The sequence below is a fragment of the Vibrio sp. MED222 genome, from assembly GCF_000153005.1.
Lineage (GTDB): Bacteria > Pseudomonadota > Gammaproteobacteria > Enterobacterales > Vibrionaceae > Vibrio > Vibrio tasmaniensis_A.
This window is the reverse complement of sequence record NZ_CH902607.1, coordinates 773,066-790,791: the sequence shown is the minus strand read 5'-3', so window position 1 is coordinate 790,791 and position 17,726 is coordinate 773,066. Positions and strand designations below refer to the sequence as shown.

The following is a 17,726-nucleotide window of genomic DNA, read 5'->3' as shown; positions in this document are numbered from 1 at the left end:
GGCGCGGAAACTAGGTGGCACTGACTCAGTAGCAATGGACAGAGCTCTATATGTGCCGATAATGATCTAGAGGTCTTTAAACCCAAGTTATCGTGACACTCATTACCTGACTGGCAGCTTGGTCTTTGTTTTTACCTGACCGAAGGCGAAGCTGGATTCAATCGAAGCAATATTGGGCAGGCGGGTTAATTGCTTGCGGATAAACTGCTCGTAGCTTTTTAGCGACTCGCTGACTACATGCAATAGGTAGTCGTGATTGCCCGTCATTAGAAAGCACTCTAACACTTCATCAATCACTTCGATGTGCTGTTCAAAGTCTCGCATGTTCTCTTCTGTCGGCTTTTCAAGTTTCACCAACACAAACACATTGACTGGCAGGCCACACGCTTCTTGGTCAACACTGGCGTGATAGCCGCGAATAATCCCTTGTTTCTCTAATGCTCGAATTCGGCGTAAGCAAGGAGAGGGCGACAGTGCCACGCGATCAGCCAACTCTTGATTAGTCAGCCGAGCGTTGCTTTGCAGTTCAGCCAGTATTTTCTTATCGATCTCATCCATTGGCATATTCCATCAATATTGAATTTAGTTTGGCAATATTATTGCTCAAAGTGTATGTCTTACTTCGTAAATAGCAATTTTTAGCATCTGCACAAAACTAAAATTAAAGGAGGAACAACAAGCATGGAATGACTTAGGAACTATGAATACTTCAACTCAACTTAGCCCGCTGCGTAAAACTACCAAACACGAACAAGCAGAAGCCCTTGCCATTGAGCAAGCCAAGCATTTTGGTATCGACCCAAACAGTGATTACGGCGTCACGCTTATCGAACTGGCGACGACACTGTACAAAGCCAATACCAAGACACTCGATCTTTGGGCATTGACGGTTGATGGCCTTTCAGAGCTCGATAAGAGCGACCGAATCGCTTGGTTTAACGCCAAACGTTTTTTGTCATTCCAGATCGCTAAGATCCTCGACAATCTGCAAAACCCAATGCGCGCCACTTACCAATCTATAGCTACCAATAATGGTAATTTTGCATCCAAAGGCGCGTATCCTATCTTCGATAATGTCGCTGCTATTTTCTCTGCGAGCCCTGTGATTACACGTACCGCGACCTATTTGTTTGCGTGTACAGAATGGATTGAAGATGCGTTTAATGGTAAGGAGCCGCTGCACGATATTTACTCTCGACTGCTTAACCCAACATCGATTTCACTGGCTAACCACATGGTTGATATTGAGGCAGGATCTAGAGCCAATGAGTACCTCGCATGGAACTTTAACTCGGGGATGGCGGCCATTGATGGGTTGTTGAGCCATTTACTTGGCCATGAAGACATTGTCTTGGCTTCACGCAATATCTACGGCGGTTCTTACCAGTTGTTGGAAGATTGGTTTGGTAAACCTTCTAATTTGAATGTCGCGGTAGAGTGGGTGGATGGTTACTCCGGGGATGAGTTTGCGACGCGACTTGATGAGGTTGCCGATAAATACGCAGATCGCATCGCTGCGGGTAAGAAAATCTACGTCTACCTAGAGTCACCGTGTAACCCGCATGGATACGTGTTAGATGTTGCTAGTATCAGTAAAGCAGGTCACGTTCGTGGTTGGGATGTGATTGTTGACTCGACAGTGGGCACGCCTTTATTACACCCGGTACTGAAACGTGATGATGTGATGGAAAGACCCGATTATGTTATTCACTCTTACACCAAAGAACTGGCGGGTTCTGGCACCACAACTGCTGGGGTTGTGATTGGCCGTAACGAGACCATGTTTATTCCAAAAGGAGAGGAGGTCACTTTCACCAAACCTAACGGCGATGAGGTCACCATTCCATGGAACGAAACGCTGTTTTGGAATGTGTACTACATTAAGGGCGCATTCCTAGACGCAGACAAAGCGTTTGAAGTGCTCAATGGTATGAAAACGTATGAGATGCGAGTGGTGCAAAAAACGATTAATACCCTGGCTCTGGCGAAGATCTTCGATGCCCACCCAGACATCAATGTGTCATGTCCAGCTTTGCCAGACAGCGATAACTATGAACACTGCCAGAACAACATGTACTTGGGTTTACCAGCGGCGCTTTTCACAATCGATATGGAAGGTAACGGCGACCGTGCACCAATCAATCGAGATGGGTTTAAACAGTTCTTCGACATGCTTGAGCCAGCAATCGGCATGCAAGTGAGCTTAGGGCAAACCAACACCGTGGCCTTGTGCCCAGCACTGACCACGCACTCAGAGCTCAGCGATGAAGCGTTAAATGAAGCAGGCATCAAGCCAACCACAATGCGTATCTCTATCGGCTTGGAAGATCCGCGAATGTTCATCGCTCACATTATCGAGGCCGCTAAATTGTCGATTGACCGCAAACACGCAGACTTCTCATCGAGTTTCCCGAGTGGTGAGAGTATCGATGAAATCTATATGGAAACCTATATGGATGTACACCAGAGGTTTGTGAAGAGCTTGCCGAAGTTCAGTCAGCTTACTCAGTAACTTAGGTCAGTAAGGAAAGTTAACAAGAGAAGTCAGTGAAGTAGGGTAGCTGTAAACGTTAAATGAAAAACGTAAGGCCTCGCGTGTGCGAGGCCTTTTGGGTTTCGGGTAATAACATAAACCAATCTAGAAAAAATCTTAGAAAAATGCGTCGATGAATCACCTAATAGCCTTTAACTCGTAGAATATGGGTAATTTATTTCTTATAACATAAGGCAAATATGAGCGGAAAAAGTAGTTTTTTGGACAACACTGATGTTGAGCACTTTTTCCACTCAATGAAGCTGCAATTAACGTTGGCTAGGGTAACCAAACACATCGTTCTCGTTGGCTGACTCTCCAGTTTGAGTTTCTGCAATATCCCAATGCTCTACAATTTTCCCTTCGTTATTAAAGCGGAAGATATCAATGTAACCAACACCTAAATCGCCTTTTTTACCGAGGTCAATTTGCTTAGAATGAACAAGAACCATGTCACCCATCGCGATTGTTTTTGCAATCTCCGTTTTTAGCTTAGTCCCGTTACTGTTTAAGTAATCAAGGTAACCAACCAATGCTTTTCTACCATTTGGAACCTCTGGGTTGTGTTGAATATAGGTTTCGCTAGAAATATACTTTTTTAACGCACTTGTATCCGCTGGGTTTTCAAAGCTTTTCAACACAGCAATGGCTCTGCCTCGATTACGCTCGATGTCTTGAGTTGCATCATAGATATTCGCGTCTGGCCCTTGGTACATGGTGTTTTTGTTTTCAGATTTTTCCGGAACTTGTTGGTAGTGATCCCAATGCTCTACCAGCATGCCATTTTCTTCTCTCCAGATATCAACATAAACATATTCCGCACCGTCTGAAGTTGTCCAAACAGAGTGTATTGCGACATAAGGACCTTCTGCAATGGTACGGTAGATATCTACTTTCACGCCAGGATCAGCAGTTAACTCGCCAGCTACCGCTTTAATCAGTTCTGCTGGTCCATCGCCATAAGCTGTAGCGTGTTGGATGTAAGTGTCACCAACGTACTTTCCGAAGTTGTTCAAATTCCTATAAACCAGTACATCTTCATAGAAGCCTTCCGCTAGTTTAATGGATTGATTAGTTTGAGCATCAATGGTGCTTAGGTTAGCAAAGCTTGGGGCAGTAAATAGACAAACAGCCATTCCGATTGCAACAGATTTAATAGACATGATTCTTCCTTTTTAGGTTTGTTTTGTTTGAGCACCTGTATGCTAGCCAGTCTAATTAATTAAAAAAATAGGGTATTATTCATACTTCTCATGAACAAATTCGATTGGTTGTAGTTGTAGTTGTAGTTGAGGTAGTTGCGAGGTGGTAGGTAAAGTCTATTACTTAAATCGAGATCTAATGATGGTCACGGGATACTGGCTGGGATCTGATAACTACTTATTTTAAAGGGCAAATCAGAGCAATATAATTACTCTGAATAGATGAATAGATGAATAGATGAATAGATGAATAGATGAATAGGTGGGTTCAATACACAGGCGTTTACTTGGTTTCAAAAAACAGAAACCTCATACCATGGTCGGTCTTTTTTAACATACAGCCAAAAAACTAAGAGTATCAATCCCAAATAATACTCACTGTAATCGATTTTTAAGCCAAGAATGACGTTCTGACTGCTTATTTCTATTGTGCCAGACTTTAACAATATTGAAGTGAGGAAGCTCAAAAGGTAAGGGGACCTGCTTAAAGTCTCTAAATAACGTTTCTGACAAGCGAGAAGGCATAGTCACTATGATATTTGTATCTTTAATTAAAGACGCTATCGCCCCAAAACTAGGCGCACTAGCCACTATTTTTCTCTTCACGCCTCGTTTTTTAAGTATTGTGTCTATCTCGGTTTGGTGAGAATGCTCAAAAGACATGATGGCGTGAGGTTTGGAGCAATATTGCTCTATCGTTGTTGGCGGTGTTTGCTTTTGAGGATTGTAAAAACAGACCTCTTGGTCAGAAAACAACTTAGTTTGAATTAAATCCGACTCGTTACTCGTTAGTTCAGGTGACAAAACAAAATCTACATCGCCAGACCTAAGTAATGAAGCCCACTGAAGTTGAGTTCTGGCTGGAGCTATGTGCAACGAGCTCATCGGCGCTGCTTTTTGGAAATCATGAAACATAGGTTTTATAACGGTTTCTATTTCATAGTCGTTAGCCGCGATGGAAAAAACTTTATCATCTATTAGTGGGTTGTATTGTTGTGAGCTTGCGAAGGCTTGCATCGCTATTACGATTTCTCTGGCCTTTTCAATAAGTTCTCCCGCCTTGGGCGTAGGTGCGATGCCTCTTCCTGAAGTGACAAACAATTCGTCTTTTACTATTTTGCGCAGTTGGTTAAGCCCATGACTAACTGTTGATTGAGTAACCCCCATACTATCCGCTGCCTTTGTTACTGATTGGTGTTCGTAAACGCTAATAAACATGCGAAGTAGCCGTCCATCCAACGTAGAGTAATCGAAAGTATTCATAGGTAACATTCAACTTATTCAGTGTATTAATAATATAGGTTGTAACATACTCTTTCTCGATAAAACAGAACCAAAGATTGACTCACCGGAATGAACGATATTTTCGAGTTAATCGTGAATAAAGAATTCCAGTTTATAGAGGTATTTTATGCCCAGTTTCACTCCCCAATTACCAATTGCGTATGGTAATCACCAAGCAAACGGCTCAAAGGGTAATTAACGATATAGCATTAGAAATTACAGATCTAAGACAAGGCCAACTTCATCGAAAATTGGTTGGCCCTCATCCCTGTTGGAGCTGTCAGCTTTACTTTAAACCACATTTATTAAGACTTGGTTGACGTTCAACCGAAAAGGCTTAACGATACTTTTTCACCCCATCAGTGGAAATGAGTTGTTAGATCATAAAGATAGAGTTTTTTGGATGGGAGATGTGAAAGACCTAAGTCTAGAGAATCTATAAAGCCCCAAATTTGTATCGATGATGAAAACAATGAAAACATTAGACATAAATGTATTGGCCGTACTTTCCAATACAAAAAACGTTTTAATTTATGTTCTACAAAATGGAAGGAATTATGTTCGAAATTAAGTCGTTAAATTGACTTTATAATCCAACAGGATGGGATTATTGGAATGGGTGGGATTTATGGGAATGCTTGAGAAGATTGATCAACAATGGCTAAAAAGTTTTCACTGTGTCTATGAGAATAATAGCTTTTCTCAGCTGCTTTTTTAGTTGTGCCATACGAATTATTAAAGATGATAGAAAAATGCCTGCCAAATTGGCAGGCATTTATTGATGCTAATTTGCTTTGGGTGCTTTGGAAGCTTCGTGTTGCTCAACCATGAACGCAACGGCTTCATCGTTTAGACAAGATTTACTGACGTATTGGCGCTGTTTTCCAATATGAAGGATAAAACCTAAATCGGTTTGTTCAAGTTGGTCGATGTCACGCCAAGCGATAGTATTGGTGGTTTTACGGTTTTTATAACTCACACCATCAGTATCCCCTGAAAAGACCACTTTGCTGCCAGCACCTGAGCTGATTTTTTGTCGCCATAACCACCAGGTTCTCTTGCAATATACACTGAACGCTTCAATCACACTCAAAACGATAAAAAACCAGCCTACGTAGCCACTAGGTAACAGTTCAAACTCCAATAGAACCCAACCAAAAATAAGAAACAAAAATGCCTTTAAATAGGCTTTTGGAAACTGAGTCGGAAGGCTAGTTTGATCATAACACTCTGCGAAAAACGTTTTGTCGAGGGTGTATTCTGTGGTGAAACCGGGATCTTTAGGCATGTGTGGCTACTTTGTAGTTCTTTGTTGAGGCGCATTATATCGCTTCACGCTGGTTTGTCTTAGCGGTTTCAATCCTCTTTTGTAAATCAATAATACTGAATGCGTTTACTCGCATGATAGCTAAATTGTTACGCTGTAGCTAAGTGGTCGCCCCGCGACAAGCTGTCATGTCTCATAGCTATTTTAAGTAACCTTGTTGCTCCATTCATTGTATTGCGCTTTAGATACCGACTTCATGCGACACCAACTTGGCGACCCCAGTCTTCCTATACTCACGGCTTTTCTTTTTTCGTTGTTGTAATTTTAATCCAAAGTAACAGCTGTTCTATACGTTTCTATATTAAATGAATGATGTTAGACCGCTTACTGTTCTATCAGATGAAATGTTGTTCTTATAACAAATTACCCCGCAAGTGCGAGGTATTTAGAGGCTAGCGTATCATCAAATAGGGCTAGCCAATTAGTTTTCTGTTAATGGGTTTTCTTAGAAAAACTTCTTAATCGCTTTTTCAGCACAAGCGACATCTAAGTGGCCACCCGGAGCGCCACCCACACCAATCGCGCCTATCATGGCATTGTTCAGTTGTACCGGAACACCACCCGCCAGGAATAACAAGTTGTCGTCCATATTCTGCAAGGGTTGCATGATAGGTTTGTCGGCGATGAGTTTCATCAGGTTACCTGACGGCTGCTTCATGCTTGCCACTGTGAACGCTTTTTTGCGTGAGCTATCAAGAGTGTGGATGCCTGCGCCGTCAGAACGTAGTTGAGCAATCACATTGCCCGACAAGTCGACAACAGTCGCAGAAACCTTGTAGCCATCGGCTTCACATTGATTAACGGCTTCATGGGCAAGCTTGAAGGCCGCTTCTGATGATATTTGAGTGAAAGAGACCGTTTGTGTTTCTGCTGCCATTGCATTGTGAGAAAGGCTAAGGAAACCAAGGGTTGCTGCTAGTACTGTTAGTTTTGTCGTTTTCATGTTTACTCCGTTAAAGCATCTGTTTTCAAAAAATATTCGTTTTTCAAATTCCGAATTCTATTTTTTGTTTGTTTAGAAAGGGTGTTTTTAATCAACTGGTTCATACTAACGAATGCATGATTACGACTGGCTTTCTTGAACATTACAAAGTTGCAATGTTGGTTATATTCGAGAAAGGATATTGATAGAGTGTATTAAGACCACGGCAAATAAATAAACGGACGTTAATGAAAATACTATTGATTGAAGATGACATTCATATCGCGAGATTTTTGGTGAATGGTTTTCAGCAAGAAGGGATAACGGTGACACACGCAACAGATGGTGTTGATGGATTACACGAGGCCGTAACCGAAGAGTATGACGTGATCATTCTCGATATCATGTTGCCAAAGAAAGATGGGTTTGAAGTGTTGGCTGAACTCAGAGGGCAAGGCTACGCGACGCCTGTCATCATATTAAGTGCCAAACACTCAGTGGAAGAACGAGTGCAAGGGCTACAGTCAGGTGCTGATGATTATTTGGTAAAACCTTTTGCATTTCCTGAGTTATTGGCTCGTTGCCAAACCTTGGTGCGTCGAGGTAAGCAACCGACAACTCAGCCATTAGAATTGCATTACGGCCCGCTTAGCTTAGACCTACTTAAACACACGCTGCAAAGAGATCAACAAACGATCACCATTAATCAGCGCGAGTTTATGTTGATGAAATTACTGCTCGAAAACCGAGAGGCTGTGATGTCGAAAACGGCGATTCTTGAGCATGTTTGGGGGCATCAGTTTGATCCGCAAACCAACGTGGTCGATGTTTTGGTTTGTAGGCTTCGCAGCAAAGTTGATAAGGGTTTTTCTAAGCCGTTAATTCACACACTTCGAGGTGTTGGCTATGTCCTCAAGTCGTAGTATTGAACAGGCGCTTGCTAAAACGCAGAGACATTTGTTGGTTCGCTTTATGTCGACTTTACTGCTCTGCTTGCTGCTGGTGGAACTGATTGTTGGGGCTATCTTCTTTTTCGACCTTTACCAAACGGAAAAGAAGATCCTTACGTCTATGTCGACCGAGTATCAGCGTATTTTGACTTACGATTCGAGTGAGCGATTGATTCATGTTTTAGAGGCGAATCCTCATCGGCTACTCGAAAACAACATTGCGGCGTATAAGCTTGAGAAGGGCGCTTCATCTGATGGCGTGTTTATCGCTGGTGTTCAACATTTATCAACAGCACAGCCTTTTTCTAACTACCAAATTGATGACAATCGTTCATGGCTAGAGAGCTTCATCTTTAGTCCCTATATGTCGTTACCTATTGAAGGGGATCAGTATGATTTCTGGTTGGTTTTGGATAACCGAGCAAGAGACTTTATCGCCTACAATCAATGGCTAATGACCTTATATGCGTTGCTTGCTCTCGTGGCTGTGACCGCAGTATTCACTCGTAACATCATCCAGAGTGCGATGTCTCCGTTAGTGACCTTTGGCGACCTGCTCGATAAGCTGAAAAAAGGGCAGTTAGAATTTCCTAGCACTAGCACTAGCACTAGCACTAAAAATGAAGCCGAATCTGATTTACCGCAAGGGCTCAACGTGATCAGTTATAGTGTCCATACTGCGGTTGCCAAGTTACAGCACGTGACGACAAGCTTGAATACGACCGTCGATGCGATCGCTCATGATATTCGAACTCCTTTGTCGCGTATTACGTTAGCCTCTCAAACTGCTTTACTTAACAACGCCGACCAACAAGCGATGAAAGATGCATTGGCGGACTGCTCTGAGCACGCTATGCAGGCCAGTAATATGTTAACCGCCTTGATGAAACTGAATGATGAGCTAACTGGTAAACGCATACCGCAGAAAGTATCGACTCAGGTCTCTGACGTGATTAGCAATGTGGTGAGCTGGTATGAAGATGTTGCAGAGGACAAACGAATCGAGCTGGTGGTTGAGAGCGCTGATGGTCTTGCGATTCAGTCAGACCCTGATAAGTTGACTCAGGTGTTGGTTAATCTTGTTGATAACGCGATTAAGTACACCGAGCCCGAAGGAAGAGTGACGGTCAAAGCGGAGCAAAGCACCGAAGGTAAGGTCGAGATAAGTATCCAGGACACCGGTGTGGGCATTAAACAGAAATATCAGGACTTGATTTTTGACCGACTTTACCGAGTCGACAGCAGCCGCAGCAATATCGAGGGGTATGGTCTTGGATTATCTTTAGCGCTTGCCATGGTCGAGAATCTAGAAGGAACGCTAGTCGTTGAATCTGAATTGGGTGTGGGAAGTACTTTTACTCTTTCGTTGTAACAACGATTTATATCGTCACTTCGTCTTTGAAATTTCAACTCTTACGCACAAAGAATGCCCCGCACTAGTGGGGCATTCTTGTTTTGGGGAAGGGAGGTTCTCCATGAACAGGTTCGGGAGGTAGAGTAACCTGCGCCAACCCTATTGGCTGCTTGTAGCTTGTAGCTTTTGATCTTAGCTATCGATCCAGTAAATCTTATTTTTCACATGATAGTTGTTGGCATATGCCAATAACGGGGCGTATGCTGAACTTCTGATCATCAATAACAGGAAGTTACTATGTTATACGCAATACCTTGTCGTGACCTTCATGTCGGCAACCATTTTGCCCGTTCTCCACAGATCGCGATTGTCGATGAGCAACAACAAATAAAGCATCTTATTCCTTTGGTTGAGTCAGACAGCCCGTGCAATAAGAAGAAGCAATGGATGTCCGTCGTTAAATCTTATGATGTGAAAGCTGTTGTGGTTCGTCACATCGGGAAGAAAATGCTGTCGCACTTGTTCAATCATGATGTTCGCGTTTTTACATCTAAAGGAAAAGCCGAAGTGACCACTCTGGATTTTTGCAATCTACAAGAAGTAACCGACCTCGATTATGGTCGCGAGTCGCGCAATATCGGGGGTAGCAATAAAACGTGCGGCGAGAAAGGGCACAAAAAACAAGCTTCGATTTTAATGGCACAGCCTAATCAGCTAGGCGCTATTCGAGGGTTCCGTAAATGACCTTTTTGTTGACGCTATTGGGGTTTGTCGGAGTCGTTACACTGATGGCTATAGGCGTGATTTTTTCGCGCAAGCCAATCAAAGGCAGTTGTGGAGGACTCGCACAGTTAGACATTGAGCGCGAATGCAATTGCAAGGATGTGTGTGAAGGGCAAAGCCGAAAGTTGTATCAGATTACTGAGCCATCAAGCTAAGTATCAAGTTAAGTATCAAGTTAAGTATCAAGAGTTCTCGCTCGCTGAGTTAAATAACTTCTGGCTAACACGTGAATTAACTGCCTTGAATCACTAACGCATGGCCGTTGACGATGCACTTGGCGACTTTGGCTCTTGCACGCTTAATGATGTTGCCGAACGTTTGGCGAGACACCTGCATCTGCTCGGCGGCTTCAAGCTGGCTCAATCCTTCTTGATCAGCCAAGCGTAAGGCTTCTAACTCTTCTAATAGCAATTCTTCTTTATGAAGCTCGTCCATAGGAACGCCATTAGGCTTAAAACATGAGTAAGCCGCACGGGTACATAATTGACGATGTTTTTTTGGTCGAGCCATATCTATCTCTAGGAATCTAAGGGTACACAGGAATAAGGGTAAGTATGAAGGTTTTCATTCCTCACAACCATCGGCGTTGCCAAGTGTGCAGCCAAGGTTTTTTCACAGATAGCCCCATTTGTTTTGAAGCTGTTGGCGAAGGTGAGACTTTGGCTCAGTACGAAACGCTAGCTAAGCATGAAACGCCAGTTAAGCGTGAAAATTTAGCTAAGTATGAAGCTATAGCCAGGATTGTACCAACAGATAAAGCTGAGGGCTACGACGGTATTATGCAGGGGGGTATTGTTACTGCGTTACACGACAGCGCGATGTTGTATTGCTTGTTCCATAACAATATCAATGCGATGACGGTGAGTTTAACTTCTCGCTTTCACCATCCAATCGCCATTGGTCAGGAACTCGAAATTCGCGCTCAATGGGTGAAAAGCAGACGTAATCTTTATTTCCTCGAAAGCCAAATTACGCAGTGCGGGAAGTTATGTTCGTCGGCAAAGAGTCAGTTCATGTCAGCACCGCCTAGATTTGATCTGAACTAGAAGCTTTGTTCTTTTTGAAGTATTTGAACGCTGTCCAGACGGCATAAGCCGAAACACCTACGATCAACGCTGAGCGAAGTAGAATAGGTGCATCATGCTCAAGTTGACTAACATGCGGCACAATACTAGCGAACAATCGACTGGTAAAAAGCAGCCCCATTACTAACATAACAATTTTATTCATGTGACCTGCCGTTCAATAGGGTACGTTGCACAGAAACAATTATGGGGTGGGTTACACGGCCAAAAAACTATTCTGCTCGAAATAAAATCATGCGCTTCTCAAGCTTGGTCGTCAACGCGATATCAGCTTAAAGCCAGTAAGCTAAAGTTTCGTTTTTGAAAGCGAGGGGGATTAAAAGTGAAGAGGGGATTGAAAGGGGGAAGAAGAGTGATGCGCTAGGGCTTGTTCTTCAAACTAAAATGCCACCGCAAATCTGCAGTGGCATTTGAATGACAACAAACCATCATGTAAATCTTTAATTACAGCTCGAATACAAACTAAAGCTCTAACAGTTTGGCTAATTCACGCTCTTCGAGAAGCTCTTCAATGCGTTGACGAGCCTTAGGCCCTTCAGCTTGTGCTTTGGTTGACTTGCCGGCTTTTTTACTGCGGCTCGTTTTTGTTTTTTCCTTAGTTGTCATCGGTAACCTTCCTTGTATTTTCTATCTTACAGGTTGCATGTCTCTTTTAGTGCTTTACCTGCTTTAAATGCTGGTGTTTTTGACGCTGAGATTTGAATCTCTTCTCCAGTTCTTGGATTGCGACCTGTGCGAGCAGCGCGGCTATTCACTTTAAAGCTACCAAATCCAAGGATAGATACATCGTCGCCATTAGCAAGCGTAGTCGAGATGCCTTCAACGAGTGCATTGAGTGCTGTGCCTGCTTGCTCTTTTGAGATGTCAGCAGAAGTTGCGATGTGTTCAACTAATTGAGATTTGTTCATGTTTTAAATTCCTTGTCGAGTTCGTCTGGCGTTTGGTTTTTGCAAACTATTGGTTAAATATGACCAATATGAACTGAAGTTATGTCATTGCTAGGATTGAACTTTGTAAAGTAACAAACGAAGTTGATTATAAAAACATATCACGCCTCATTCAATGCAAATCATTGACTATTACTTGTTTTCGGCCAGTTATGGACAGTGAGTCATGAAAATGAACATCGTTTTGTTTAAATTAATTCATGATATCAATTGAAAGTTAATATTTTGCTGTATGTAGAACAGACAAAAAAGCCCAGCGTGTGTGCTGGGCTCATGCTTTTTTGAAGCAATCTGTTTTTTAAAGCAATCGAGTATTTGAAGCGGTTTTGTACTCGGAGCTAACGCAACGAAAATTATTTAGTAATAAAGATCTGTTCCGTTTTTAGCGAAGTCATCGAGCGAACTTGGCGCCAAATGTAGTAGAAGATACCTAACATCATCAACATACTTGGTATAGCGATGGCCGGGTAGCTGTAAAGTGTCAACTTACCCAATTCTTCATTAAAAGCTGCAGTACCTGCTGGGCTAGTCACAATCCAAGTCGCTAGAAAGTAGTTCATCGCAGAAGAAAATGCGAAGGTACTAGCGAATAGGTAGTTTGACTTCATTAGGCAACGATTAAACTCTGCTTGGTTACCAAACTCTCTTAAACGCTCTTCGATTAGAGATATGTTTAACAGTGCAGGCGTGAAGATAACTTTTTGGATAAACGGGTAGCGAGTGAAGGTTGAGCCAAGAACCGCTAAACCAATTAGGCCGGGTATTAATGCTTCTTTTAATGCTAACCAACGAGTATCAAGTTCGAAGAAGCCGATACCGCCGGTTAATAATACGCTGACAAAGCCAAGTGCCGCGATGAAGTTAAACTTCTTGTTGCGGACTAACTCCATACCACCGTAAGCAATAGGGAAGGCAAGCGCGACAAGTAGTGCTAAGCCAGTTCCTAGGTGTTCCTCTCCACTGAACTTCATTAAGATGAATGAAGGAAGAAAGACGTTAAATACGACTTCGAAAAGAGGACTCGATTTTTTGTTTTCTGTGCTGCTCATAATTTCTAAATACATTATGTTATGGATTTATTCTCAGGGATTGTTGTTTACCTCGCTCAAGATGTAAAGCCTTAAGACGTCATGCTGTGTAACGACATGTGACATCAACGACATCTCTGAACTTATAGAACGCGTAATTCAACACTTTCGTGTCTGAGTTCTCGATTAACTTGGGGCTTATGGTGTGAAAGCCGTTGCTTGCTGAGTCAATTTATATGAACGCCATAGCTAAGCTTTCGCGTTTTTCTGCAGTGATCCACGTTCATCAAGTTACCTAAGGCTGCAAACGCATATCCATATAATTGGAAACATGTATGCCAAGTTGCTTGTGATATTTTGGTTATGTTATAACATAACCAAAATATCACTCTTACTGAGAATAACGTTCGTATCGGTAAGAGGAAAACAACAAGCATGTATCAAGGAGATGACGTAATGAATGCCGTGTTAACGAAACCTGTGACAACCGATAATAATCAGCCACTTAACATTGGTTCTGCTGCAAGTATCAAGGTTCATGCGAATCATGCGAATCATGCGAATCATGCTCCATGCTATAGCGCTTCTGAGCAGCCAACGGTGCTGGCAGACATCTATCAAAGCAATGTCAATATTGCGATTTGGCAGCGTACATTTGATGAAGATTTAACCATGGCAATCAGTGAATTTATCGCCTTGAATCCAAACTTCAGTAAATCTATGAGCCTGTCTCCAGACAACGCCTATGAGAAATTGGAGTTTGCTACCGACGAAACCGCATCTAAAGCACTACTAGAAAACATGGTAGAGCTGGTGGATATGTTCTGTTGTTTGTTTGATCTTGAAGAAGTAGGGCTCCGTTTAGCGGTTCTGAATAAAGCGATGTGCCCACGCTTCCATGTTGACCAAGTCCCTTGCCGTTTAGTGACTACCTATCATGGTGTTGCCACTCAATGGCTGCCAAACGACTTGGTCGACCGTTCGAAGCTAGGAAGAGGAAGTAACGGACAGCCAGATTCAGAGTCGGGCTTGTACAGTCATGACTCGGATATCGAGCAACTTTCGAGTGGTGATGTGGCATTGCTTAAAGGGGAGCGATGGAGTGGCAACGAAAACGCGGGTCTGGTGCATTGCTCACCCGTAACTTCATCTAACGAGACGCGATTGTTGCTGACGTTAGATTTTGGTTAGTCGCGCTCTATTCGCGAGACGATTTTTAGAAGTCGTCGGCTTATCCCTTTTTGTACATCCGGTTTTATACTCATCAAACCAATTAATTTACGCCAACACTGTCAGCATAATGATGAGCAGTGCCGCTAAAGCTAGTACGCCTAACGCACGCCATTGAGAAACAAACGCAACACTGCCATTAAGTTCGATTTTTGTTTGAAAGCCAGTGACCATTGCCCAAGTTAATGGTTTAGAACGTAATTTATAGAACAAAACGGCAAGGACGTGTACCGCGACCAGGGTCGGAAGCACTTTTATCATAGTGAGGTGAATGTTTTCTAATAGTGAAAATACGGAGTCATTCAACCAGATATTTGCATAGGGTAAGTGATCAAGAAGCCCAGCTAAGGCTAAACCAGAAACACACTGAATAGTTAAAGCTGATAACAGTGTAACAACCATCCAACCGCCAGCAGGATTATGGCCTGGCTTTTCTTTTTCTTTTCCTAATAAATAACGAACCACTGATTTAGGTGATCGTAAAAACTGTCTGAACCGGCTCGTTTCGCTACCCACCCAACCCCAGATCAATCGCCAAACGATTAATGTCATAAGTGCTAGCCCAAGTTGAACGTGGGGTCCATTACCTGAAATGCCCGATGCCATTAACCCCATGAAAAGCGCCGCTTGCGTCCAATGGTATAGGCGAGTTGATAGATCCCAAATCTTCATAGTTTCACTCTCTCTTTTGTTTATTTAATCTCTGTTCGCTTTACAGTAATTTACACAGCAATAGTTGCAATTGCAACTATTGCTGTGTAAATTGACTTTATCAAGGAAACACAGGCATCAAAGAAACACAGACATCAAAGAAACACAGACATCAGAGCAAAACGGAACATCGAAACGAATCATCGATGTCTGTATCGAAACCAGACAAAAAAAGCTATATGAAGCGAGGAGAGATCAATATGAACAAGAGAATGATGCACAAGAGATTGGTGAGACTACTGTGTACTACAACCGTTTTACTTAGCACCCACGCTTTGGCATCACAAGATCATTCGAGCCAAATTGAACAGCGCCAATACGCATTTACACAAGTTGAAACCTTGATTGAGCAAGCCAAAGACTCATTAGATGGCAACGATACGAGTTGGCAGGTATTAGAAGAAACGAGTTTAGAGCTAACGGCTCATAGCGAATTGTTATTGACGTCATTTCCGGTGGGCAGCCAAGAAGGAAGTAAAGCTAAAGAGAGTGTGTGGAGTGAACCTGAAAAATTCCAACGACTATTAAGTCAAATGAATCAAGGGTTCCAAGAACTCTATCAAGGTAGCCAACAAGGTGATGTATCACTGGCGGAATCAGGATTAGAAGCAGCGCAGGCGACTTGCAAAAGTTGCCATCGTTCATATCGCTCACGTTGGTAATAACATTCAGTCCGCTCAATTAACTAACTAACCCCATTTAACCAGTTAAAACTATTTAGCCAAAAAGGAACAAAATATGAAAATGAGTATGTTTATAACACTAGCCGTTTCAATCATGTTTTCTGCTTTAACAAACGCAGCAGACTATGCCGTTGCTCTAGGCTACGCTGATGTGAATGTTCAACATTTGGGCTACAAACTGTCTGTGACGAATAACTAGTAGTCGTTGGTTATTGAGTTAGTATTGGGAAAGTGAAAATACAATAACTGACAAAACTAATAGTTAGTAAAGTAATTAAAGCGATTATTAACTAACCCCAATTTCGGTGAAATCTAAGTAATCGAATATAAGTGTTGATCTGATAGAAATAAGAATGCCGTTAGGTTTAAATGACAAGAAATAAAGGGCTGAACGTTATGTGTTGGGTCCTTTGCTATTTTTCGTCTAGGTAACAACGCTATGCTGATTGTATTTGATTAATTTACCTTTCAACAGGGTGTTCGGTATGATTTCTCATTCAATCAATGATTTACTTGGTGAATATCTCGCTATGCGTGCCCCTACTCACATATATTGCTGATATTAACCTTAGGTGGTTTATTATTTTATTTTAAAGCGTAAAATAAATGGTGCTTGCAAACCGCATTGGTGACAAATTTGTCACCGCGGTTTTTACTTCCAAATTATAGGTTTCCTATGTTCAAGAAACTCTCGCTTAAAAATAAGCTGGCGATCTCTGCCAGCATGGCCATTATCCTGGGGGGGATTTTGGTCGAAGTATTGTCTTTTCGTGCTTCATTGCAACGGTTGGATATTGAAGTTGAACAGCGCTTAGAAGGTGCATCAGCTTCTTACAATCAATATGTATCGGATTGGATCTTATCCAAAGAACGTGCGCTTACTTCACTTTCGAAGGAGTCAACACAAGAAAGCTTGGTGACTCACCTGAAGCAGGTTCGTGATTCAGGGGCGTTTGATAATGTGTTCTTAGCGTTCCCAGATGGCTCGCAAAAAAATGCGAATGGCGTAGTGTTGCCACCGGGCAATGATGATCCACGCGTATGGGGTTGGTACACCAATGCGGTTGCGAACCCAAGTAAGGTGTTCATGGATAACCCAACGGTTGCCGCGGCAACTGGGGCGAACGTTGTGTCGTTGGGTACTGCAATGCAACTGCATGGCCAGCAGGTCGTTTTGGGGGCCGATGTAGAAATTACCGACATTCTAAACAGCCTTGAAAAAGTGATTCTTCCAGGCGAAGGCTACATGTTTATCGCGACCAACAAAGGCACGGTTTACACGCACGCTGATACAAAGTTGCTGAATGAGAACATTAGCTCGCTAGGGCTAGATTTTTCTGATGTACAGAAGGCACTGACTAGCGGTAAAGACACGGCTATCGAGTTAAATGGCAGCGACTATGTTCTGTACGCACGTGCGATTGATGGTACAAGCCTGATTACTATCAGTGTTGTTAATCATGACTCTTTGGTTGCACCGTTATTTGATGCGGTGATCGGTCAAGTGTTGGTGACACTGTTGGTTGTGATTGTATGTACCATATTGTTTAACCTGCTGTGTACTATTCTGTTCCGTCCGTTGAACCATGTGTCTCAAGCATTGGCGCAGATCGCTAATGGTAGTGGTGATTTAACTCAGCGTATTCATGTTGAGAACCAAGATGAAGTAGGAGAACTAGCACAGAAC

General features: G+C 42.6%; 22 protein-coding genes. 11 read left to right on the top strand and 11 right to left on the bottom strand.

Features of this window, described 5'->3' with window-relative positions:
- Window positions 1-102: 102 nt before the first annotated feature.
- Complete coding sequence (locus MED222_RS11370) at window positions 103-558, bottom strand: Lrp/AsnC family transcriptional regulator (RefSeq protein ID WP_009846980.1); 456 nt, start codon at window positions 556-558, stop codon at window positions 103-105.
- A gap of 142 nt (window positions 559-700) precedes the next feature.
- Here MED222_RS11370 and MED222_RS11375 point away from each other — a divergent pair, with 142 nt between their 5' ends.
- On the top strand, window positions 701-2,512 hold the full coding sequence (locus MED222_RS11375) for a PLP-dependent transferase (protein ID WP_009846979.1): 1,812 nt from the start codon (window positions 701-703) through the stop codon (window positions 2,510-2,512).
- Window positions 2,513-2,802: 290 nt separating this feature from the next.
- On the opposite strand, the gene MED222_RS11380 is transcribed toward MED222_RS11375, so the two are convergent.
- Both MED222_RS11380 and MED222_RS11385 read right to left on the bottom strand, forming a co-directional pair.
- Window positions 2,803-3,696 (bottom strand): nuclear transport factor 2 family protein, encoded by an 894-nt coding sequence (locus MED222_RS11380; protein ID WP_009846978.1) that lies wholly within the window; start codon window positions 3,694-3,696, stop codon window positions 2,803-2,805.
- A gap of 414 nt (window positions 3,697-4,110) precedes the next feature.
- On the bottom strand, window positions 4,111-4,953 hold the full coding sequence (locus tag MED222_RS11385) for a LysR family transcriptional regulator (protein ID WP_017085524.1): 843 nt from the start codon (window positions 4,951-4,953) through the stop codon (window positions 4,111-4,113).
- Window positions 4,954-5,335: 382 nt separating this feature from the next.
- Here MED222_RS11385 and MED222_RS22730 point away from each other — a divergent pair, with 382 nt between their 5' ends.
- A complete protein-coding gene (locus MED222_RS22730; RefSeq protein ID WP_269667540.1) occupies window positions 5,336-5,461 on the top strand; it encodes a DOPA 4,5-dioxygenase family protein in 126 nt (41 codons plus the stop codon).
- Window positions 5,462-5,803: 342 nt separating this feature from the next.
- On the opposite strand, the gene MED222_RS11390 is transcribed toward MED222_RS22730, so the two are convergent.
- Complete coding sequence (locus MED222_RS11390; RefSeq protein ID WP_009846976.1) at window positions 5,804-6,307, bottom strand: YcxB family protein; 504 nt, start codon at window positions 6,305-6,307, stop codon at window positions 5,804-5,806.
- Window positions 6,308-6,791: 484 nt separating this feature from the next.
- Window positions 6,792-7,289 carry a GlcG/HbpS family heme-binding protein gene (locus tag MED222_RS11395; RefSeq protein WP_009846975.1) on the bottom strand — a complete coding sequence of 166 codons (498 nt, stop codon included), beginning with the start codon at window positions 7,287-7,289 and terminating at the stop codon, window positions 6,792-6,794.
- Window positions 7,290-7,516: 227 nt separating this feature from the next.
- On the opposite strand from MED222_RS11395, the gene MED222_RS11400 reads away from it, so the two are divergent.
- The 4 genes from MED222_RS11400 to nqrM all read left to right on the top strand — a co-directional run bounded on the left by MED222_RS11400 (window position 7,517) and on the right by nqrM (window position 10,510).
- Window positions 7,517-8,191: a response regulator transcription factor gene (locus tag MED222_RS11400; protein ID WP_009846974.1), complete on the top strand. Its 675-nt coding sequence runs from the start codon at window positions 7,517-7,519 to the stop codon at window positions 8,189-8,191.
- Window positions 8,175-9,590 (top strand): sensor histidine kinase, encoded by a 1,416-nt coding sequence (locus tag MED222_RS11405; RefSeq protein WP_009846973.1) that lies wholly within the window; start codon window positions 8,175-8,177, stop codon window positions 9,588-9,590. The genes MED222_RS11400 and MED222_RS11405 overlap by 17 nt, the downstream gene beginning before the upstream one ends.
- 279 nt (window positions 9,591-9,869) lie before the next feature.
- Window positions 9,870-10,316, top strand: coding sequence for a NifB/NifX family molybdenum-iron cluster-binding protein (locus MED222_RS11410; protein WP_009846972.1), 447 nt, complete (start codon window positions 9,870-9,872; stop codon window positions 10,314-10,316).
- Window positions 10,313-10,510 carry a (Na+)-NQR maturation NqrM gene (gene nqrM / locus MED222_RS21940; protein ID WP_009846971.1) on the top strand — a complete coding sequence of 66 codons (198 nt, stop codon included), beginning with the start codon at window positions 10,313-10,315 and terminating at the stop codon, window positions 10,508-10,510. Before MED222_RS11410 ends, nqrM begins: the two co-directional genes overlap by 4 nt.
- 76 nt (window positions 10,511-10,586) lie before the next feature.
- On the opposite strand, the gene MED222_RS11415 is transcribed toward nqrM, so the two are convergent.
- Window positions 10,587-10,865, bottom strand: a complete 279-nt coding sequence (locus MED222_RS11415; RefSeq protein ID WP_009846970.1) for a DUF134 domain-containing protein — start codon at window positions 10,863-10,865, stop codon at window positions 10,587-10,589.
- Window positions 10,866-10,909: 44 nt separating this feature from the next.
- On the opposite strand from MED222_RS11415, the gene MED222_RS11420 reads away from it, so the two are divergent.
- Complete coding sequence (locus tag MED222_RS11420) at window positions 10,910-11,401, top strand: PaaI family thioesterase (protein ID WP_009846969.1); 492 nt, start codon at window positions 10,910-10,912, stop codon at window positions 11,399-11,401.
- Here the strand turns inward: MED222_RS11420 and MED222_RS21515 are convergent.
- The 4 genes from MED222_RS21515 to MED222_RS11430 form a co-directional block, all read right to left on the bottom strand.
- Window positions 11,382-11,585: a hypothetical protein gene (locus MED222_RS21515; RefSeq protein ID WP_012604160.1), complete on the bottom strand. Its 204-nt coding sequence runs from the start codon at window positions 11,583-11,585 to the stop codon at window positions 11,382-11,384. The two genes, MED222_RS11420 and MED222_RS21515, sit on opposite strands and share 20 nt — an antisense overlap.
- A gap of 317 nt (window positions 11,586-11,902) precedes the next feature.
- Window positions 11,903-12,046: a hypothetical protein gene (locus tag MED222_RS22500; protein WP_009846967.1), complete on the bottom strand. Its 144-nt coding sequence runs from the start codon at window positions 12,044-12,046 to the stop codon at window positions 11,903-11,905.
- A 26-nt stretch (window positions 12,047-12,072) separates the two neighbouring features.
- Window positions 12,073-12,348, bottom strand: a complete 276-nt coding sequence (locus MED222_RS11425) for an HU family DNA-binding protein (protein ID WP_009846966.1) — start codon at window positions 12,346-12,348, stop codon at window positions 12,073-12,075.
- A gap of 392 nt (window positions 12,349-12,740) precedes the next feature.
- A complete protein-coding gene (locus tag MED222_RS11430) occupies window positions 12,741-13,436 on the bottom strand; it encodes a VC0807 family protein (protein ID WP_017096977.1) in 696 nt (231 codons plus the stop codon).
- Between the two features lie 435 nt (window positions 13,437-13,871).
- On the opposite strand from MED222_RS11430, the gene MED222_RS11435 reads away from it, so the two are divergent.
- Complete coding sequence (locus tag MED222_RS11435; protein ID WP_009846964.1) at window positions 13,872-14,606, top strand: DUF1826 domain-containing protein; 735 nt, start codon at window positions 13,872-13,874, stop codon at window positions 14,604-14,606.
- A gap of 87 nt (window positions 14,607-14,693) precedes the next feature.
- Here the strand turns inward: MED222_RS11435 and MED222_RS11440 are convergent, their stop codons facing one another.
- The gene (locus MED222_RS11440) at window positions 14,694-15,317 is read right to left on the bottom strand and encodes a cytochrome b/b6 domain-containing protein (RefSeq protein WP_009846963.1); all 624 of its coding nucleotides are present in this window, start codon (window positions 15,315-15,317) and stop codon (window positions 14,694-14,696) included.
- A gap of 185 nt (window positions 15,318-15,502) precedes the next feature.
- Here MED222_RS11440 and MED222_RS11445 point away from each other — a divergent pair, with 185 nt between their 5' ends.
- From MED222_RS11445 to MED222_RS11450, 3 genes are all read left to right on the top strand, one after another.
- On the top strand, window positions 15,503-16,018 hold the full coding sequence (locus MED222_RS11445; protein WP_009846962.1) for a c-type cytochrome: 516 nt from the start codon (window positions 15,503-15,505) through the stop codon (window positions 16,016-16,018).
- Between the two features lie 76 nt (window positions 16,019-16,094).
- Window positions 16,095-16,238, top strand: a complete 144-nt coding sequence (locus tag MED222_RS22495) for a hypothetical protein (RefSeq protein ID WP_009846961.1) — start codon at window positions 16,095-16,097, stop codon at window positions 16,236-16,238.
- Between the two features lie 477 nt (window positions 16,239-16,715).
- The coding region (locus tag MED222_RS11450) for a HAMP domain-containing protein (protein ID WP_009846960.1) at window positions 16,716-17,726 on the top strand (1,011 nt) is incomplete at its 3' end.

Excerpts from the sequence above, each read along its gene's own strand:
- MED222_RS11370 (WP_009846980.1), bottom strand. The coding sequence starts at position 558 with ATGGATGAGATCGATAAGAAAATACTGGCTGAACTGCAAAGCAACGCT.
- MED222_RS11375 (WP_009846979.1), top strand. The coding sequence starts at position 701 with ATGAATACTTCAACTCAACTTAGCCCGCTGCGTAAAACTACCAAACAC.
- MED222_RS11380 (WP_009846978.1), bottom strand. The coding sequence starts at position 3,696 with ATGTCTATTAAATCTGTTGCAATCGGAATGGCTGTTTGTCTATTTACT.
- MED222_RS11385 (WP_017085524.1), bottom strand. The coding sequence starts at position 4,953 with ATGTTTATTAGCGTTTACGAACACCAATCAGTAACAAAGGCAGCGGAT.
- MED222_RS11390 (WP_009846976.1), bottom strand. The coding sequence starts at position 6,307 with ATGCCTAAAGATCCCGGTTTCACCACAGAATACACCCTCGACAAAACG.
- MED222_RS11395 (WP_009846975.1), bottom strand. The coding sequence starts at position 7,289 with ATGAAAACGACAAAACTAACAGTACTAGCAGCAACCCTTGGTTTCCTT.
- MED222_RS11400 (WP_009846974.1), top strand. The coding sequence starts at position 7,517 with ATGAAAATACTATTGATTGAAGATGACATTCATATCGCGAGATTTTTG.
- MED222_RS11405 (WP_009846973.1), top strand. The coding sequence starts at position 8,175 with ATGTCCTCAAGTCGTAGTATTGAACAGGCGCTTGCTAAAACGCAGAGA.
- MED222_RS11410 (WP_009846972.1), top strand. The coding sequence starts at position 9,870 with ATGTTATACGCAATACCTTGTCGTGACCTTCATGTCGGCAACCATTTT.
- nqrM (WP_009846971.1), top strand. The coding sequence starts at position 10,313 with ATGACCTTTTTGTTGACGCTATTGGGGTTTGTCGGAGTCGTTACACTG.
- MED222_RS11415 (WP_009846970.1), bottom strand. The coding sequence starts at position 10,865 with ATGGCTCGACCAAAAAAACATCGTCAATTATGTACCCGTGCGGCTTAC.
- MED222_RS11420 (WP_009846969.1), top strand. The coding sequence starts at position 10,910 with ATGAAGGTTTTCATTCCTCACAACCATCGGCGTTGCCAAGTGTGCAGC.
- MED222_RS21515 (WP_012604160.1), bottom strand. The coding sequence starts at position 11,585 with ATGAATAAAATTGTTATGTTAGTAATGGGGCTGCTTTTTACCAGTCGA.
- MED222_RS22500 (WP_009846967.1), bottom strand. The coding sequence starts at position 12,046 with ATGACAACTAAGGAAAAAACAAAAACGAGCCGCAGTAAAAAAGCCGGC.
- MED222_RS11425 (WP_009846966.1), bottom strand. The coding sequence starts at position 12,348 with ATGAACAAATCTCAATTAGTTGAACACATCGCAACTTCTGCTGACATC.
- MED222_RS11430 (WP_017096977.1), bottom strand. The coding sequence starts at position 13,436 with ATGAGCAGCACAGAAAACAAAAAATCGAGTCCTCTTTTCGAAGTCGTA.
- MED222_RS11435 (WP_009846964.1), top strand. The coding sequence starts at position 13,872 with ATGAATGCCGTGTTAACGAAACCTGTGACAACCGATAATAATCAGCCA.
- MED222_RS11440 (WP_009846963.1), bottom strand. The coding sequence starts at position 15,317 with ATGAAGATTTGGGATCTATCAACTCGCCTATACCATTGGACGCAAGCG.
- MED222_RS11445 (WP_009846962.1), top strand. The coding sequence starts at position 15,503 with ATGTCTGTATCGAAACCAGACAAAAAAAGCTATATGAAGCGAGGAGAG.
- MED222_RS22495 (WP_009846961.1), top strand. The coding sequence starts at position 16,095 with ATGAAAATGAGTATGTTTATAACACTAGCCGTTTCAATCATGTTTTCT.